This window comes from Streptomyces sp. NBC_00016 (assembly GCF_045040885.1).
Taxonomy (GTDB): domain Bacteria; phylum Actinomycetota; class Actinomycetes; order Streptomycetales; family Streptomycetaceae; genus Streptomyces; species Streptomyces coriariae.
This window is the reverse complement of record NZ_CP108304.1, coordinates 546,970-564,942: the sequence shown is the minus strand read 5'-3', so window position 1 is coordinate 564,942 and position 17,973 is coordinate 546,970. Positions and strand designations below refer to the sequence as shown.

General features: G+C 69.5%; 13 protein-coding genes and 1 pseudogene. 5 read left to right on the top strand and 9 right to left on the bottom strand.

Annotated features, from left to right (window positions below):
- Positions 1–72: 72 nt before the first annotated feature.
- From OG933_RS02695 to OG933_RS02685, 3 genes and pseudogenes are all read right to left on the bottom strand, one after another.
- Positions 73–333 (bottom strand): hypothetical protein, encoded by a 261-nt coding sequence (locus OG933_RS02695; protein WP_362530668.1) that lies wholly within the window; start codon positions 331–333, stop codon positions 73–75.
- Positions 330–893 (bottom strand): hypothetical protein, encoded by a 564-nt coding sequence (locus OG933_RS02690; RefSeq protein WP_405625104.1) that lies wholly within the window; start codon positions 891–893, stop codon positions 330–332. Before OG933_RS02690 ends, OG933_RS02695 begins: the two co-directional genes overlap by 4 nt.
- 158 nt (positions 894–1,051) lie before the next feature.
- A pseudogene (locus OG933_RS02685) lies at positions 1,052–1,248 on the bottom strand (FAD-dependent oxidoreductase); the annotation flags it as partial.
- Between the two features lie 299 nt (positions 1,249–1,547).
- Between OG933_RS02685 and OG933_RS02680 the strand changes: the two are divergent.
- Positions 1,548–2,732 carry a type III polyketide synthase gene (locus tag OG933_RS02680; RefSeq protein ID WP_405625103.1) on the top strand — a complete coding sequence of 395 codons (1,185 nt, stop codon included), beginning with the start codon at positions 1,548–1,550 and terminating at the stop codon, positions 2,730–2,732.
- A gap of 64 nt (positions 2,733–2,796) precedes the next feature.
- Here OG933_RS02680 and OG933_RS02675 read toward each other — a convergent pair whose 3' ends face one another.
- Both OG933_RS02675 and OG933_RS02670 read right to left on the bottom strand, forming a co-directional pair.
- The gene (locus tag OG933_RS02675; protein ID WP_405625102.1) at positions 2,797–4,959 is read right to left on the bottom strand and encodes a SpoIIE family protein phosphatase; all 2,163 of its coding nucleotides are present in this window, start codon (positions 4,957–4,959) and stop codon (positions 2,797–2,799) included.
- A gap of 314 nt (positions 4,960–5,273) precedes the next feature.
- Positions 5,274–6,740, bottom strand: a complete 1,467-nt coding sequence (locus OG933_RS02670) for a non-reducing end alpha-L-arabinofuranosidase family hydrolase (RefSeq protein ID WP_405625101.1) — start codon at positions 6,738–6,740, stop codon at positions 5,274–5,276.
- A 609-nt stretch (positions 6,741–7,349) separates the two neighbouring features.
- Here OG933_RS02670 and OG933_RS02665 point away from each other — a divergent pair.
- Positions 7,350–8,780, top strand: coding sequence for an endo-1,4-beta-xylanase (locus OG933_RS02665; protein WP_405625100.1), 1,431 nt, complete (start codon positions 7,350–7,352; stop codon positions 8,778–8,780).
- A gap of 31 nt (positions 8,781–8,811) precedes the next feature.
- Positions 8,812–10,188 carry an RICIN domain-containing protein gene (locus OG933_RS02660; protein ID WP_405625099.1) on the top strand — a complete coding sequence of 459 codons (1,377 nt, stop codon included), beginning with the start codon at positions 8,812–8,814 and terminating at the stop codon, positions 10,186–10,188.
- Positions 10,189–10,300: 112 nt separating this feature from the next.
- On the opposite strand, the gene OG933_RS02655 is transcribed toward OG933_RS02660, so the two are convergent.
- The 3 genes from OG933_RS02655 to OG933_RS02645 form a co-directional block, all read right to left on the bottom strand.
- On the bottom strand, positions 10,301–11,266 hold the full coding sequence (locus OG933_RS02655; RefSeq protein WP_405625098.1) for a glycoside hydrolase family 6 protein: 966 nt from the start codon (positions 11,264–11,266) through the stop codon (positions 10,301–10,303).
- A gap of 88 nt (positions 11,267–11,354) precedes the next feature.
- Complete coding sequence (locus OG933_RS02650) at positions 11,355–13,391, bottom strand: non-reducing end alpha-L-arabinofuranosidase family hydrolase (RefSeq protein WP_405625097.1); 2,037 nt, start codon at positions 13,389–13,391, stop codon at positions 11,355–11,357.
- 53 nt (positions 13,392–13,444) lie between these two features.
- Positions 13,445–15,079, bottom strand: coding sequence for a glycoside hydrolase 43 family protein (locus tag OG933_RS02645; protein ID WP_405625096.1), 1,635 nt, complete (start codon positions 15,077–15,079; stop codon positions 13,445–13,447).
- Between the two features lie 651 nt (positions 15,080–15,730).
- On the opposite strand from OG933_RS02645, the gene OG933_RS02640 reads away from it, so the two are divergent.
- Positions 15,731–15,877, top strand: coding sequence for a hypothetical protein (locus tag OG933_RS02640; RefSeq protein ID WP_362530692.1), 147 nt, complete (start codon positions 15,731–15,733; stop codon positions 15,875–15,877).
- Complete coding sequence (locus OG933_RS02635; protein ID WP_405625095.1) at positions 15,874–16,584, top strand: phosphatase PAP2 family protein; 711 nt, start codon at positions 15,874–15,876, stop codon at positions 16,582–16,584. Before OG933_RS02640 ends, OG933_RS02635 begins: the two co-directional genes overlap by 4 nt.
- A 37-nt stretch (positions 16,585–16,621) precedes the next feature.
- Here the strand turns inward: OG933_RS02635 and OG933_RS02630 are convergent, their stop codons facing one another.
- Positions 16,622–17,956 carry a glutamate-1-semialdehyde 2,1-aminomutase gene (locus tag OG933_RS02630; RefSeq protein ID WP_362530698.1) on the bottom strand — a complete coding sequence of 445 codons (1,335 nt, stop codon included), beginning with the start codon at positions 17,954–17,956 and terminating at the stop codon, positions 16,622–16,624.
- Between the last annotated feature and the right edge of the window lie 17 nt (positions 17,957–17,973).

The window sequence follows — 17,973 nt, the reverse complement described above, 5'->3', positions numbered from 1 at the left end:
ACAGCAGACGACGGGTGACCGACGGCCGCACCGGCCGGGAACGCTGCTCGCAAGGGTCTGAGCAGCGCCCGCTCACAGGCGGGTTCGGCGGCGGACGGAGATGACGCGCAGCGTCAGCGCGACGGCCAGGAGGATCCAGGCCGCGATGCCATGCGCCCACGCCGCCTCGTCCCGTACGGCGCCGACGGAGCTCCAGATCGCCCAGAGAGCCAGGACGACACAGAGAGCCGTCCACGCGATGCCGGAGATGCGGGTCCGCAGCTGAGCACGTTGCCTGGTGCCGGGCTCCAGATCGCCGAGTCCGGACTGGCCGGGCGCCTCCCGCGGTGTCATGCGTCGCCTCCTTGGCGGTGTGCGGTGTGGTGAGCGTGAGCCGGGACGTCCCCGCCGTCGAGGGACGCCTGCATGGCGCGCAGACGTCGATGCTGGAGGTTGCCGTTGCCGACACTCCAGGCGAGGAAGACCACGGTGAGCAGGGCGAAGCCGATCGTCTGCCGGGGTCCCGAGGTGAGGGCCACGAGGGCCGTCACGGTGCAGCAGAGGACCGCGAGGAACACCAGGGCCGCCCCGCGGTGACGCGTGCGGTGCAGGCGTTGCGCGACCAGAGCGCGCATCGCCTCGCGCTCGGTCGGGTCGACGGGCACCTCACCCTTGCGTAGTTTCCCGTCCAGCGAGACGAGGCTGTTCGTGCCACCGCCGGCCGCCCGCCTCTCCCGGCGACGCACGACGAGCACGACGACGATGCCACCGATGGAGACGAAGGCGGTGCGCAGCACGACCGAGAGCGCCGAGCGCCCCGGGTACAGGAGCATGACCAGGACGCTGGCGCAGAGGATCGACAGTACGAACTGCAGCCACAGGTGTTTGCCCAGAAAGGCGTTGACGCGTTCCACGGTTGCCGGCTCCTCCCGTGCGGATTCGCCTGTCCGCGTACCCCGGCCCGGTTTACACAATCCGGCAAGTCGTGGCCCTGAAGCGGAAGTTGACGGTCCGATGGTTGAGCCGGCCGTGCCATGGCGGAAGGGCTTCAGACTGCCGGAGCACTGAACCTCTCACAGCCCGTCGCCGGACCGTGCAGGCGCCGGTCGACGCTGAAATCGAGCGCGACGCCTCGTCCGTCTGGCATCAGGTCGCGGATCACTCCTTGCATCGCCCGGCATGCGGGTCCGGCCTCATGACCGCCACCTGGGCGCGCGACCAGTCGAGCACCTTCGCGCCGGCCGGACGGCGCTCGAGGGTGTAGGTATCGGGCGCCGCGTGACGACATCCGAAGTCCGACCGGCCTCCGGCTTTCCTGGCTGACGGTGGCTCAGGCGAGACGAGTGGAACCGATCCGAGGGCTCCTGTTTGAGCGGTGTGTGCCGTATCACGCCATCAGAGGTCGCCCAAGTTGTCTGCATCACAGCGGAAATGTCCATTTGGCGTCCATGCTCGATGGCGACAGCGACTCCCGGAAGGGAGCCGATCGGCATGGGCGCGAAGTTCCAAAGTGGCCCATGGCGCAGCCCTCGTGACGTTCTCCTCGTTCCCTTGGAAAGGTGCTCATCATGGCCGCTTACCTCTGTCCCCCTGCCGTGATACACGGCGAGCACGCCGTGGAGACCAGCCAGATCGTGGCGGAGGTGCGCGATCGGCATCCGCACGCGGCGTGGGCGCCGCGGATCGACGGCATCGCGGCCAGCACGGGCATCGAGACCCGCGGGTGGATGCTGCCGCTGGAGACCGCCGTCGCGCCCGGCAACGGCAGCGGCCTGCGGGACGTCGGCACCGGGCCCGCCCAAGAGGCGCTGACACGCGACGGGTTCGGCCGGCAGGACGTGGACCGCGTGATCGCCGCCCTCGAAGCGATACCCGCGCCGCAGACCGTCCAGGAGCGCACCGCGCCGGCCTGGGAGGCCGTGCAGTCCTACGGGGAGCGTGCGGCGCGCGGTGCCCTGCAGATAGCCGGGCTGGACGCCTCGGACATCGACTGCCTGATCACCAGTCACTCCACCACCCCGGCACTGCCGGGTCTGGACATCGCCCTGGCCAACAAGCTCGATCTCCGCGACGACGTGATGCTGCTGCCGGCCACGCAGTGGGCCTGTGTCGCGGGGACCCGCTCCCTGGCCCTGGCGGCGGATCTCGTGGCCGCGGACCCCGACCGGGTGGTCCTGGTCGTGATCGCGGAGGCGCTGAGCACGACCTACCAGCCCGCGGACGACACCATCGAGTCGCTGATCGTCCGGTTGCTGTTCGCGGACACCGCGGTCGCCGCGGTGGTCACGGGCCGTCCGAGGAGCCAGTCGGTGCTGCGGCTGGACGCCGCCTGGCACCACACCCTGCCCGGCACCCAGGACCTGCACCGTCTGGACACGCGGGCGGACGGCACCCACTTCGTGATGGACCGGCGCGGGCCGCGCGCCGTACAGGAGACGGTCACCGCGATGTGGGAGTGGCTGAGCGTCCGCTACCAGGACGACCCCGACTCCTGGCACCCCGACGTGCTGCTCGCGCACCCCGGCGGGACCCGGGTGCTGGAGTACATGGAGCAGACGATGCCCGACACCTGGCCGTCGGGACTGCTGGACTACAGCCGGGACAGCTACACCAGCGGCAACCGCGGAGGCGCCGCCGTGTTCGACATCCTGCGGCGGGCGCACGACGCCGGGCAGAAGTCGGGCAGTCGAGCCGTCCTGTACGCGGCGGCACCGGGCCTCACCGCCACCGCCCTGGAAGGCGAATGGCTGTAGAGCGTGTAGAGCGAGCCCGTGCCGCGCTCGCGTACCTGGGCCGCGCCCCGCACCCGCGGCCGTGTCACCTCGCGACCTCCGCCCAGACCACCTTGCCGGTGTCCGTCCACCGCACCCCCCACCGGGTGGTGAGCCGGTGCACGATGTGCAGGCCGCGCCCGGCGTCGCCGAGGAGTTCGCCGCGGCCCAGACGAGGCCTGCCGTTGCCGGTGTCGCCCACCTCGCACAGCAGGCCGCGGCCCGCCCTGATCAGTCGCACCGTGATGGGACCTGCGGCAAAGCGCACCGCGTTCGTGACCAGCTCGCTGACCAGCAGCGTCACGTCGTCCCGGGTGTCGCTCCTGCTGTCCCATTGCCGCAGCAGCGCGGAGACGTGCGCGCGGGCACGGGCGGGGGCGTCTGCGCGGGCGGGCAGCCGCCAGGTCGCGGTGTCCCCCTTGCGGTAGCCGATCATGCGCGCGAGCAGCAGGGTCACATCGTCGCGCTGGCGCACCGGCGCCAGTGTGGAGACGACGTGCCGTGCGGCCTGCTGGAGGGTGTCCCAGGGGTGCACCGTGGCCACGGTGTCCGCCAGCCGGCCGATGCCCTCGTCGATCGACAGTGCCGGATCCTCCACCAGGCCGTCGGTGTAGAGGGCGAGCAGAGAACCCGGGGGCGCGGCGAACGTGTGCACGTCGAACGGCTCCCGCAGTGCGAACTCGGCGCCCAGGCCGGGGTGAGGGCGGACCGCGAGCGGGCCCGCGTGTCCGTCGGGAAGCACCAGGACCGGCGGGAGATGGCCGGCACTGGCGAGCGTCACGTGGTGGCTGACCGGGTCGTAGAGGGCGATGCAGCAGGTGGAGCCGAGGGCGCTGTAGCCGGCCGTCAGCCCGGACTCCGCGTCGTCCAGCAGCGTCACGGTTTCGTCCAGGTGTTCGAGCACCTCGTCCGGTGCCAGCCCGGCGGACAGCAGCGCGCGGGCCTCCATGCTGAGCTGACCCATGGTCGCCGCGGCTCCGAGGCCGTGCCCGACGACGTCACCGACCACCAGCGCGGTACGGCCGTCCGGCAGCGGAAAGCTGTTCACCCAGTCGCCGCCGACGCCCGCGCTGTCGGGGGTGGCGGGCTGGTAGATGCTGGCGATCTCCATGGTGTGGCCGCCGGTCCGGGGCAGCAGCCGGCGCTGCAACGCCAGCACCTGCGTGTGCTCGCGCTGGTGCTGACGGGCCAGGTCGACGTGATGGGCGGTCCTGGCAACCAGTTCCTGGAGGTCGAACAACTCGCCGTCGCGGAAGGGGTGGTCCGCCCGTCGCCAGACCTCCGCGACGCCCAGGACGACGGGCGGCGCGCTGTCCAGGACCAGTGGCATGCACGCCACACTCGCCGACCGGTCACCGGGCACCAGAGCACGGATCACCCGCGGACTGCCGAGCAGCCGCTCGACCGACTTCCGGTCGGGTATGACGATGGCCTGCGGGGCATCGTCCCGCAGCACCGCCTGCGCCAGCAGGCGACTCGCGTCGCTCGGCAGATCGCCGCCCGGAGTCACGTAGCCCTCGGGCCACGCCCGGTCCGGCACCAGGGCTGCCCGCCGCAGCCGGATGCGCCCCTGCGCCTGCTCGGTGACGCCCTCGCCCGTCCACACGGCGAAGTCGAGGTCGACGGCGGCCACGTCTCCCCAGGCCAGCAGGGACTCCGCCAGCGACTGCGCGGTCTCGCCGATGTCCAGCGAGGTGCCGATAGCGGTCTCGGCGGCGTACAGGTGCAGCCTCCTGGCCATGGCGATCAGGGAGACGGTCAGGCCCTCCTGGGGTGCCGCGGCGGGCAGGATGCTCAGCGAGACCACCAGCTCCGACCCGTCGGCGCGCCGCAGGCGCTGGATCCGGGCGACATGTGCCTCACCGACCTCCAGGACCTGCCGCAATCGCCGGGTGACCGTCGGTACGTCCCCGGGAGGCAGGAGGTCGGCGAAAGGGCTCCCGGCCACGGCGTCCAGACCCGCGAATACGGCGGCGTCCAGATTGGCGCGGGTGATTCTCAGCTCCCTGTCCAGGTTCACCACGCCGAGAATCTGATCGTGACGGTCGGCTGCCGGGCTGTCGGCCGTGCGTCGGCCGGTGCCGCGCTCGCCCTGCGCGCTGTCGGGGCCGGCGGCCGCTGCCGCTCCGCCGCGCGAACCGTAGCGCCCCAGGGCGCTGCTGACCAGGTCGAACGGCGATGAGGACGGGGGCGACGGCGTGGAGTCCATGCGGCTCTCTCGGCAATCCCCGGCACAGCGCCGGGGCCGTACTCGGACCCGTGCGACGGGGCCCCGAGATCCCTGACCGCACACCTCATTGAATAACACCGGGGGTCGCTTCGCCCACCAGCGGATCTCGGAGGCGCACGCAGGAGCCACCGGCGGCGGCACCTGCGTCGCGGGATGGCCCTCGGGCCGGTGAGCGTTGCCCGACCCCGCGTTCCGTCGCCGTACGAGCGCTGATGTTGTCGCGTGACGCGGGCGGGCTCGGCCTTCCGCCGAGCCCGCCACGCCGGCTCCGTACCGGAGAGGGACTCGTGTCGTCAGCGCTGCAGTGTCAGCAGACCCGGACGGTAGGGCAGGAGGCCGTAGTCGCCGCCGGAGCTGGGGCTGCGCCCCTGGTAGAGCAACTGCAGATTGCAGGGATCGACGGTCATGGTCTGATCGGGGCTGGTGCGGATCAGTTCGCCATGGCTGATGTCGTTGGTCCAGGTGGCGCCACTGTTGGCCTTGCCGGCGAAGGGATTGCTCTCGGTCGCGGCCTGGGGTGTCCATGAGCCGTTCAGACTGGTGGCCGTGAACGAGCGGAAGTAGCGGCCCTGCGAGCCGATCGCTTCGACGATCATGAGGTAGCGGTTCTGGCCCTCCAGTTTGTAGACCTGGGGGGCTTCGAACAGGTTGTTCGTCGTATCGCTCATGATCACTGTCGAGGTCGTGCCGAAGCTGCCCGGGAAATTCCCGATCGGCATGCCGGCCCGGTAGATATTGCCGTTGTCGCCGGCGAAGAACAGGTACATGTTCGTCCCGTCACCGATGAGTGTCTGGTCGATCGGTCCTGTTCCGGAGCCGGGGATGCTGCCGGAGAAGAGCACCTGCTGGGACGACCAGCCATTCGGGTTGGTGGGGTCGCTCGACGTCCGGTAGGAGAAGGCGGTGCCACCCCACTGGTAGGCGAGCACCCAGATGTTCTTCGGCGCGAAGTAGAAGAGCGTGGGCGCGACGGTGGAAGCCGACATCGTGTTCTGGCCGGCCGAGGCCATCTCCGACCAATTGGTGAACAGGCCGAAGTTCATCGAACCCCAACTCGTCCCCGTGTCGTGCGTCGTCGCATAGACGAGTTGCCTGCCGTTGTAGGGGACGACGGTGAAGTCCTTGAGCGAGACCCACCCCGCCTTGGGCTGCGCCAGCGCGCCCGTCGATGCCCAGCGGTATGTCGACGGAAGATCGCACGGGCCGGGGGCGTCGCTGCCCACCTTGACGAGCTGCCACTGCTGGTTGGTGCCGCCCCAGTCGTCGTACTGGACGGTGTTCGCGTTGTCGGCGGTGGAGGCGCCTTGTATCTCGAGGGCCTTGTTGCTGTGGCGCGAGATGAACCTCACGTAGCCGTCCGAGCTGTCGGCCAGCCGCCACTGCTGGTTGGTGGCGTTCAGGTCGGCCCACTGGACGATCGGGCCGCCGTTCGCGGTGGACCAGTTGTAGACGTCCAGCACCTTGCCCGAGTGACGGGACTTGATGCGGTAGTAGCCGCCCCCGGAATCGACGAACTGCCACTGCTGCTGGAGCTGATCGTTCCTGGTCCACTGGGTGATGCGGGCGCCGTCGTTGGTCGCCATGTTGTAGACGTCCAGGGCCTTGCCGCTGTTGCGGTTGACCAGCACATACGAGGCGTTGGGGTCCACGGTCGCCGCGCCGGCGGGCTGGGCGCCGAGGAAGGTCGCCACGAGCAGCAGGGGCGCAAGGACGGCGAGTAAGCGTCTCAGACGGACCGGGGACGGGTGGCGAAACCACATCAGAGGCCTCCTTCGGGGGGTGGGGGTGAGGTGACCCCGATGAACCGCGGAGCGGGCGTGCCGGGGGACAGGGATAATCTCGAATGTTTCGAAGAATTCCCGGATGCTTCGACGCCACAAGCTAGGAATGCGGGGCCCTCTGGTCAAGGCCTGGCGCCGATCTGTCCACAAACAGCGCATCCCTTCGGGCTTGCCGAGCTGTTGCGTCGACCCGAACCACTCCGGAGTTCGCGGATACAGCTCGCTGCTCCAAGGCGTCCGCGGGGAGGGGAGATGCCGGGTGAGCAGCGTCCGCACACTCTTCCCGGCCCGTCCCTACGGGAATCCCCGACGGTGGCGCCGAGGTTTCGGCTTCCGGCTCGCCGGGTTCCGGAAGTTTCGGACCAGGAACCGAAACTTCTTCTGCGAGGAGTATTGACGATCCATCGTCAACACCTCAATCATCCCTGTCTGAGAAACCGGCCGCAGTTCGATATGCCGAACCGCTCCGCCCCAGAGCCATCTGCGCTGCCGGGTTTCGGCCCGCCCCGTCCGTCCGTCGAGTGGGAGCGGTCGACGCATTCCCCTGCGCTTCGGTCCTTCCGTGATCTCTACCTTGGAGGCACAGTCATGGGCTCGTATGCCCTTCCCGGCCCCGATATCCGCCGGAAGATCCGCTGCCTGCTGTTGGCGCTGGTCGTCGGCGCCCTCGGTACGGTCGCCGCACTGGTCGCGCCCCCGACCGCACACGCCGCCGAGAACACGCTCGGTGCCGCGGCTGCGCAGAGCGGCCGCTACTTCGGCACCGCCATCGCCTCGGGCAGGCTGGGCGACTCGGCGTACACGACGATCGCGGGCCGTGAGTTCAACTCGGTGACGGCCGAGAACGAGATGAAGATCGACGCCACCGAACCGCAGCGGGGCCAGTTCAACTTCACCGCCGGTGACCGCGTCTACAACTGGGCGGCGCAGAACGGCAAGCAGGTGCGCGGCCACACCCTGGCCTGGCACTCCCAGCAGCCCGGGTGGATGCAGAGCCTCAGCGGTAGCACGTTGCGCCAGGCGATGATCGACCACATCAACGGCGTGATGGCGCACTACAAGGGCAAGATCGCCCAGTGGGACGTCGTGAACGAGGCCTTCGCCGACGGCAGTTCGGGAGCGCGGCGAGACTCCAACCTGCAACGCACCGGCAACGACTGGATCGAGGTCGCCTTCCGCACCGCGCGTGCCGCCGACCCGGCCGCCAAGCTCTGCTACAACGACTACAACGTCGAGGACTGGACCTGGGCCAAGACCCAGGCCATGTACGCCATGGTCCGAGACTTCAAGCAGCGCGGCGTGCCGATCGACTGCGTCGGTTTCCAGTCCCACTTCAACAGTGGCAGCCCCTACAACAGCAACTTCCGCACCACCCTGCAGAGCTTCGCAGCCCTCGGCGTCGACGTGGCCATCACCGAACTCGACATCCAGGGTGCCCCGGCCACGACCTACGCCAACGTGACCAACGACTGCCTGGCCGTCCCGCGCTGCCTCGGCATCACCGTCTGGGGTGTGCGCGACACCGACTCCTGGCGATCGGAGCAGACGCCGCTGCTGTTCAACGGCGACGGCAGCAAGAAGCCCGCCTACACCGCTGTCCTCAACGCACTCAACGGCGGTTCCTCTACGCCTCCTTCGGGTTCAGGAACGATCAAGGGCGTCGGGTCGGGCCGCTGCCTGGACGTGCCCAGCGGAAGCACCACCGACGGCACCCAGCTCCACCTGTGGGACTGCCACAACGCCACCAACCAGCAGTGGACGTACACCGCCGCCGGCGAGCTGAGGGTCTACGGCAACAAGTGCCTGGACGCCGCCGGCACCGGCAACGGCACCAAAGTCCAGATCTACGGCTGCTGGGGCGCCGACAACCAGAAGTGGCGCCTCAACTCCGACGGATCCATCGTCGGCGTCCAGTCCGGCCTCTGCCTCGACGCCGTCGCAGGCGGTACCGCCAACGGCACCCTGATCCAGCTCTACTCCTGCTCGAACGGCAGCAACCAACGCTGGACCCGCACCTGATGGGACCTGCCGCGAACGAAAGGGTGAATCGATGAAGACCCACGGTTCGGCTTCCCCCGCCCCTCCACGAAGGCATCGCTGGTGGTCCCGGGTCGCCGCCGTGGTGGCGGCCACCCTCGCGATCGGCATGCTCACCGCGGTGAATCCGGCGCCCGCCGAGGCGGCGACGGTGGACACCCACGCCTGGTATGTCCTGGTCAATCGCAACAGCGGCAAGGCGCTGGACGTCTCCGGCGCCTCCACCGCCGACGGCGCGCGCGTCGCCCAGTGGACGCGCAGCGACGGAGCCAACCAGCAGTGGCAGTTCGTGGACTCCGGCGACGGTTTCTACCGCCTCAAGGCCCGGCATTCGGACAAGGTTCTCGACGTGGCCGGCGCCTCGACCGCGGACGGTGCCTCGATCCAGCAGTGGGCCGACCACAACGGGGCCAACCAGCAGTTCCGCGTGGCCGACTCCGACGCGGGCCACGTCCGGCTGATCAACCGCACCAGCGGCAAGGCGGTGGAGGTGCAGGGCGCCTCCACCGCCGACGGCGGCAACGTCGTCCAGTACACCGACTGGGGCGGCGCCAACCAGCAATGGCAGATGATCAAGCTGTCGTCCGGTGGGGGTGGCGGTGGCGGATGCGGCAGCGCCCCGACTCTGGCGAGCGGTACGCACACGATGCAGAGCGGCGGCAAGAGCCGCAGCTTCATCCTCAGGGTTCCCGCCAACTACGACAACAGCCACCCCTACCGGCTCGTCTTCGCGTTCCACTGGCGGGGCGGAACCGCCGGCGACGTCGCCTCGGGCGGCACGAGCGGCAGCGCCTGGTCCTACTACGGCCAACAGGAACAGTCGAACAACGGCGCGATCCTCGTCGCCCCCCAGGGCCTCGGTAACGGCTGGGCCAATTCGGGCGGTGAGGACGTCACCTTCGTCGACGACATGATCCGGCGAATCGAGGGCGGCCTCTGTGTCAACCCGGCACAGCGTTTCGCCACGGGATTCAGCTGGGGCGGCGGAATGAGCTACGCACTCGCCTGCAGCCGGGCGAACGTCTTCAGGGCCGTCGCGGTCATTTCCGGCGCTGAGATCAGCGGGTGCGGCGGCGGCACCCAGCCCATCGCCTACTTCGGAATCCACGGCGTCAGCGACTCCGTCCTCAACATCGCGCAAGGACGATCCCTGCGCGACAGATTCGTCAGCAACAACGGCTGCACCCCTCAGAGCCCGCGCGAGCCCGCGTCGGGCAGCCGAACGCACATCACCACCACCTACTCGGGCTGCCGTGCCGGATACCCCGTCCAATGGGCCGCGTTCGACGGAGGCCACATACCCGGTCCGGTCGACGGTTCCCCCGGCGAAAGCGGCGTCGCCACCTGGACCAAAGCAGAGATCTGGAGGTTCTTCGCACAGTTCCAGTGACACGCCCGCACCACGGAGTGGAGCCAGGATCATCCTGGCTCCACTCCATCGACGTCCGTCCCGCACAGAAGGACGGAGCGGCCTGACCGGAACCGCGCCCGAGCGGTCCGGGTCAGTAGCCGTAGATCATCTTGTAGGCGACCTCGGGGAGGAACTGTCCGGCCGAGGATCCGCTTCCGACTCCGCAGTTGCCGTCGGACTCACCCGGGACCTTGATCCACAGGATCATCTCGGCGCCTCCCCCCAGGCGGGTGGGAGTGCCGATACGGCGGCCTGAAGGGTTGCACCACTGGCCGTTCGAGCCGTTGCCGTTACGGCTGGTGTCCACGACGAACGGCTTGGTGTAGCCGTACCGGGCGTTGAGTTCACTGTTGACGGCGTTGCCGTACGCGGTGTTCTCGGCCGTGGTCAGGTAGTTGGAGACGTTGAGCGAGAAGCCGTGGGCCTGTCGGAGGCCGGCTTCGTGCAGGCGCCGGGCCATGGTCGCCGCGCTCTCCCAGGCCGGGTTGCCGGAGTCGAGGTAGACCCAGGTGTGGGGAGCCTGGCGGTTGAACTCGGCGAGCGCGCCGGTGAGCATGGCCTCGCGTTCGTCGATCTGGGCCTGGTTCATGCAGCCGTAGTCCCCGAGGGAGTCCGGTTCGAGGACGACGACGGCCGGGCGGTTCCCGATCCCGCCCGCGAACTGGGCGATCCAGTTCGTGTAGGCGGACGGCGAGGAGGCTCCGCCCGCGGAGTGCCCGCCGCAGTAGTCGCGGTTGTAGATGTTGTAGGCGACAAGGACGGGCAGCCTGTCCCGGGCGTCCGCGGCGCCCACGTACGCGCCGGTGGCGGTGCCGATGGTGCCGCTCCAGGAGCCGAACCAACGGGCCGTCGGGGTGTTGGCGATGGAGGCGTTGATCGCGGATGCCCGGCCGTCGCCGGGGTTGGCGGTGGCCCACCGCTTCGCGCTGGAGTCGGGGTCGACGTAGAACCCGTTGGTCATGGTCGTCGGGTCCGCCGCCTGGGCGGACGGGGCGGCGGTGAGCGTGAGCGGCAGCGAGGAGAGCGCTGCTACCAGGGCGAGCAGTCTGCGGCGCACGACGGTACCTCGGTTCTCTGACGGGGGTGTGTCCGATGGTCGGCGGTGGGGAGCGCCTCCTCGGAAGCGCTCCCCACGGGTGAGTCGGTCAGCAGGTCGAGTTGGTCTGGGTCAGGAGGCCGAGCCGCCACGGGAGGAGGTTGTAGTCGCCGCCCGCGCTGGGATTCAGGCCCTGGTAGAGGTACTGGAGCCGACAGGCCGGAATGGTGAGTGTCTGGTCATAGCCCGCGCGGATCATCTCGCCGTGGCTGATGTCCCGGGTCCAGGCACCCGCGGGGAAGCCGACGTTGTTCGCCCGGGCGAAGGGATTGCTCTCGGACGCGGCGAGCTGCGTCCAGGAGCCGGCGAGACCGGCGGCGGTCCAGGAACGGAAGTAGCGCCGCCCGTCGGAACCGATCGCCTCGACGAGGAGCAGATATTGGTTGCTGCCTTGCACCTTGTACACGTTGCTCGCTTCGAACAACGCGTTCCTCGAGTCCTGCAGTGCGATGACCGTGTTCGTGAAGCCGTTCGGGAACTGGCCGACGGTCGTCTGCGAGCGGTACAGGTGTCCGTTGTCGTCGGAGGAGAACAGGTAGCAGTTGGCGCTGTCGCAGATCACCCACATGTCGACCCAGTAGCCGTTGCCGATGTTCTGCCGGATGATCTCCGGCATCGACGAGTAGAAGTTGCGCGGGGCGCTCCACCCGTTGGGGTTGCTGATGTCGGGGTTGGTGGAATACGAGGCGTTGCCGGTCTGGTAGACGAGGTACCACAGGCGCTGCGGCGCGTTGTAGAACACTTGCGGCGCGGCGCGGTAACCGGCGCCGATGGCGGTGCGGTCGAGGTAGTGGTGGGTGGCCGAGCCGGCCTGCGACCAGTCGCTGAAGTTCAGGTAGACCAGGTTGTAGCCGGAGGAGCTCGCGGTACTGGCGAACACGTGGTACTTGCCGTTGTAGTAGACGACCGTCGGGTCCTTGATACCGGCGATGTTGTGGGTCGAGTCGGACTTCGGCGCGATCAGCTGGTTGCTGGAGCTCCACGAGTAACTGCTGGGCAGGGCGCGCGCGGCGGGGGTGCTGCGCGTGGCGGCGGGGGTGCTGCGCGTGGAGGCGGGCGTGCCGCCCAGCGTGGTCAGCGCCGCGTTGTACGCCGGCTTCTTGTTGCCGCTGCGGTCGAACAGCAGCGGGTTCTCGCTGCTGCGCCAGGAGTCGCTGTCGCGGATGCCCCAGACCGTGATGCCGGTGCAGCGCGCGACGTTCATGCAGGCCCTGACCGTGTTCGCGTACGCGGTCGTTGACGCCTGCGCGATGTCCAGTTCGGTGATCTGGACGTCGACGCCGAGGGCGGCGAAGCTCGACAGCGTCGTCTGGAAGCTGCCGGGAGGACCGCCGGCGCCGAAGTGGGCCTGGAGGCCGACGCAGTCGATGGGCACGCCGCGTGCCTTGAAGTCGCGCACCATGCGGTAGACGCCCTGGGTCTTGGCGGCGTTCCAGTCCTCGATGTTGTAGTCGTTGTAGCAGAGCTTGGCCGCCGGGTCGGCCGTCCGGGCCGTGCGGAACGCCTGCTCCAGGAAGCCGTCGCCCAGCACGTCCCGGAAGACCGAGCTGCGGAGCTGGCCGCTGGAGCCGTCGGCGAAGGCCTCGTTGACCACGTCCCAGGAGTGGATCCGGCCCTTGTAGTGGTTCATCACGGTGGTGATGTGGTTGTTCATCACGCCGCGCAGGGTGCCCGCGTCCCTGATCGAGCTGACCCAGCCGGGCAGTTGGGAGTGCCACACCAGCGTGTGGCCACGCATGCGCTGACCGTGGGACGTCGCGCGGTTGACGATCTGGTCCCCAGGGCCGAAGTTGAACGAGCCGCGGGACGGCTCGATCGTGTCCCACTTCATCTCGTTCTCGGGTGTGACCGAGTTGAACTCACGGTCCAGGATGCCGGTGTACGTTCCGTCGCCGAGCCGGCCCGCGGCCACGGCGGTTCCGAAGTACCGTCCGGACTGGGCCGCCTGGGCGCCCAGGGTGGAGGCCCGAACGGTTTCGGGCGCGTCGGGCGCGCCGGTCGCGGTCCCGGGTGTCGCCAGGACGGTCGCGGCCAGCAGGCCCAGGACCGAGGCTCGGCGACAGCCGAGCCGTTTCAGTGGATTCATGGTTCTCCTCGTGGGGTGCGTGGGGGGTTGCGTGGTGCGATCGGTGGACCTCGTCAGGGCGTGGTCAGCTCGAACCGTGTGAAGCGGACCGCGCCGCCGAGTGCCTGGGTTGCGTGGTGGAAGAGGGCGAATCGGTAGCCCATGAAGAACCGCCAGTCGTTGCCGAGGGAGAAGGCCGGTCCGAGGCGGGTGAAGGTGGTGCCGTCGGTGCTGTAGGAGAAGGTGCCGAGGCGGCCGGTGCCGGGACGGATGTCCGCGCTCGCGCGCAGCCAGACGCGACTGCCCGAGACGGCCGCGCTCGCGGCCTCGGTGCCGGTGCCGGTGGTGTTCCAGTTGGTGTCCATGGTCAGCCCGTTGACCATGGACACCCGGGTCCCGGCGCCGTCGCGCTTGACGCCGATCCATGCGGAGGAGTCACGCAGCAGCGCGAGTCCGGCCCGGTCGCCGTTGCGCATCTCGGTGTGGTCGAGCTGGACCGTGGCGGTGGAGGTGGGGCCCTGGATGCGGTGCGTGAGGGTGTTGCGGGCCCCGTAGAGGTCGTCGGTGACGGTCGCGGTCCGCAGGGTCAGGCCGTTGTTCACCGACCATCTGGTGTTGTCCGGGTTGTGGTTCCACTCCCATCTCGGCTTGAGGACCGTGCCGTCGAAGGTGTCGACGCCGGTCATGGGGGTGACCTGGCGGGGCGGAGGTGGCACGGTCGGGCCGGGATACGAGGTACCCCATGCGCCGTTGACGAGTTGCACGACCGGCCAGCCGTCCGCGGTCCAGGTGACCGGCGCCAGGGCGGGCATCCGGCCACCGGGGTAGGCGTCGACGAAGGCCAGGTAGTACCAGGCGCCGCCCTGCGTCTGCACCAGCCCGCCCTGGTGGGGGACTCCACCGCCGGCGATCGGCCCGGGCAGGTCGAGGAGGACCTGCCGCATCGTGTAGGGACCGAAGGGGCCGCTCGACGATTTGAGGATGTACTGGCCGTTGGCGGGGCGGGTCAGGAAGATGTAGTACTGCCCGTTGATCTTGTAGAAGCGGGAGCCCTCGAGGGTGCCGACGCTCGACGGAGCGGTGAACACCTGCTGCGTGCGGACCTGGTTGCGGCCGTCGGGCGAGAGTTGGGCCACGCTGATCGTGGTGTTCCCGTACGCCACGTACAGGGTGTCGTCACTGTCGACGAGCAGCCCCGCGTCGTAGTAGGGCGTGCTGATCGTCGTGAGCCGGCTCCACGGCCCCTCGGCGGCGGTCGCCGTGTAGACGTACGTCCTGGCGAAGTCGATCTGGCCGAGCCAGTAGAACGTCCTGTTGCTCGGCCGGTAGGCCAGTGACGAAGCCCAGATGCCCCGTACGTAGCCGCGGGCACCGTTCAGGTCGTACTTGGCGCCGAAGTCGAGCACGGGCACTGAGTGACCGGCGATCTCCCAGTTGACCAGGTCGTACGACCGCAGGACGGGCGCGCCCGGCGAGTAGTGCATGGTCGAGGCCGAGGCGTAGAAGGTGTCGCCGACGCGGATGACGTCGATGTCCGCGAAGTCCTGCCAGATCACCGGGTTCGTGAAGGCCGCCGCGGTCGCGAGGGCCGGCCGCCGGGGGGAGTCGGCTCCGTGGGCCGCTGCGGGAGGAAGCAGGGCACCGGCGGCCAGGCCGGTGGCGGTCGTCAGTGCGCGGCGACGGGACAGGATGTGATGAGTCCATGACATCTGCACGGGGTGGCGTTCTCCTTCTGTGGCCCAGCCGTTGGGGGGGGTGGGAGTTGCCCGGAGGTGCCCTGCTGGTGCGCGCGAGCGGCTGCTCTGTATACGAGATCTCGAACAAGGATCGGCTTGTCGAGCATTCTGGATGATAGGAGGCCGGGGAATCCCGTCAATACCTCGCGCATGAATCGTCAGAAGCCTCGAAACATTCGAAGCTTCTGATGTGGTGTCACCGCAGGCCAATTGCCCGGATGGTGCAGATGCGCCACCTTCCGCACGTCCGTATGGCCAGATCGTGGAGGTGGTTCGACGATGGGGTTGACATGTCCGACCGCCTCCCTAGTATCCGTGAAGCCTTCAGTTTCCGAATGGCCAACGAAATTTCGAACCGACCTTCTCTTCCAGGTGGTGTCATGGGCGTGACATAGATGTTCATGTCGGGCCGTCGCGACCACATTGTTGGTTAGGGTGACAAGCAGAGACGGAATCCGATGCCCTTGACCAGGCGACGGACAGACCGACGAGCTCGGTCCGGCTGTGCGCGGCCCGTACATCTGACGATCCGGCCGAGTGGGCGGGCGGCGGCGGGCAGTGCTCGGGGACGGGGCGTCGCGGTAGCGGCGGGTGACACGGGGTCCGCCCCGACGGGAGGGCGCGGTGCATCGCATCTGCCGGATGGACGGCGACGGCGTGCGGCGGGTGGTGCACGCGCGCGTCGGCTCGGGCGGTGGTGGCCGCGACGAGGGCCTGGATCAGGGGAATCAGGAAGCCGCCGCGGGTCGACCGGACGCGGTGGCCGGGTGACCGGCCGTGCGGCGCCCCCGGTGCTGCCTCCAGCGCTGCGCGGGTGGCTCGGGCTGGTCGGGGCTTTCGCCGCGCTGGTGGTCGTCGCGCTCGGGGTCCTGTACGCCGGCCACAGCGAGCCCGGCAGGGTGGACAGGTGGATCATCCGGCCGACGGCGGACAGCGTGCGGCCGCCGTGGCGTCACGTCGCTCTGGCCACGGACTTCTTGGGAGAACCCGCCGGAGCGGTGATGCTGGTCGTGGCCGCCGTGACGGGCTGCCTGCTGCTTCGGCGACCTCGCGCAGCGGTGCTCGTCATTGCCGGCGTCGGCCTGGCCGTGGTGACGGCGACGCTGCTCAAGTCCCTGGTGGGACGCACCATCCACGGCGACGGCAACCTGTCCTACCCCAGCGGGCACACCGCCTTCCTCACCGCGCTCGCCCTCGTGGTGGCGCTGCTCACGACCGGCCGGCTCGGCCTCGGCAGGACGGCCGGCACGGTGCTCGTGCTCGCCGCGGCGCTGGTCGCCGGCGCTGCCATGGGCTGGGCGCAGGTCGCCCTGGGCGCGCACTACCCGACCGACGTCCTCGGTGGCTGGTGCACCGCGCTGGCGGTGGTACCGGCGACCGCGTGGCTGGTCGACCGGACGGCCGACCGGCTGAGCGACAGGCCTGCCGACCGGCCGGTCGAGGGGATGGCCGACGCCGGTCGGCGGGCGCGTCGCTGACGTCACGTCACATCACGTCAAGCCATGTCACATCACGTCACACCAAGCGGCGGAACACGGGTTTCACCGGGCGTCCGGCCAGCCAGGGGGTGGGGTCGGCGGCGTCCAACGCCTTCCGGTACACCGCACATGCCTGGGCGACCACGTCCACGGTGTGGTCGATGTCGGCGTCGTCGAGCGCGCTGCTCACCACGAACGACGGGGCCAGCACCCCGCCCGCGAGGAGCCGGCGCAGGAACAGGGTGCGGTACTGCTGCGACGGCTGCCCGTGCTCGTCGAGGGTGGCGAAGACCAGGTTGCTCGGCCGGCCCCGGACGACGAGGTGGTCGCCGACGCCCATGCCGGCCGCGGCTTCGCGGACACCGGCGGCCAACCGCTCGCCGAGGGAGTGCAGCCGCGCGGTGACACCTTCCTCGACGTAGGTGCTCTGCACGGCCATCGCGGCCGCCAGGGAGTGCGTTTCGGCACCGTGCGTGGTGGACAGCAGGAACACCCGGTCGCCGGAGTGCCGCAGCCCGCCCAGCTCCATCAGATCGCGGCGCCCGGCCAGCGCGGAGACGGCGAATCCGTTGCCCAGCGCCTTGCCGAACGTGGAGAGGTCGGGGACGACGCCGTACAGACCCTGGGCGCCCGCCTCGGACCAGCGGAAGCCGGTGATCATCTCATCGAAGATCAGTACGCAGCCGTGCCGGTCGGCCAGCTCGCGCAGTCCGGCGAGGTACCCGGGCGGCGGCTCGGTGTGGGTGGCCGGTTCGAGGATCAGACAGGCGACCTCGTCCCGGTACCGGGTGAGTAGTTCCTCCGTGGCGGCCAGGTCCCCGTAAGGGAACGCCACGGTGAGCTCGTTGGTCGCCGCCGGAATACCGGCGGACATCGGGGTGGTGCCGATGAACCAGTCGTCGACGGAGAAGAACGGATGGTCGGCGCAGAGGGCCACCCGCGGGCGCCCGGTGGCGGCGCGGGCGAGGCGCACCGCGGCGGTGGTGGCGTCGGAGCCGTTCTTCGCGAACTTCACCATCTCGGCGGTCGGCACCGTGGCCAGGAAGCGCTCCGCGGCTTCGACCTCCACGATGGACGGCCGGACGAAGTTGCTGCCGCGGTCGAGTTCGCGTCGCACCGCCTCGATGACGCGTGGGTGGGCGTGGCCGAGACTGACCGACCGCAGGCCGGAGCCGTACTCGATGTAGCGGTTGCCGTCGATGTCCCACACATGGGCGCCGCGGCCGTGGCTGATGACCGGGGCCAGGTCCTCGGGGTACTGGTCGTCGCCCTTGGCGTAGGTGTGCGCGCCCCCCGGGATCAGGGCGTGCAGCCGCTCGTTCGCCGTCCGCGACCGGGGCAGGAGGAGTTCTGCGGTGTGTTGGGTGTCCACGCCGACCTCATCTTTCT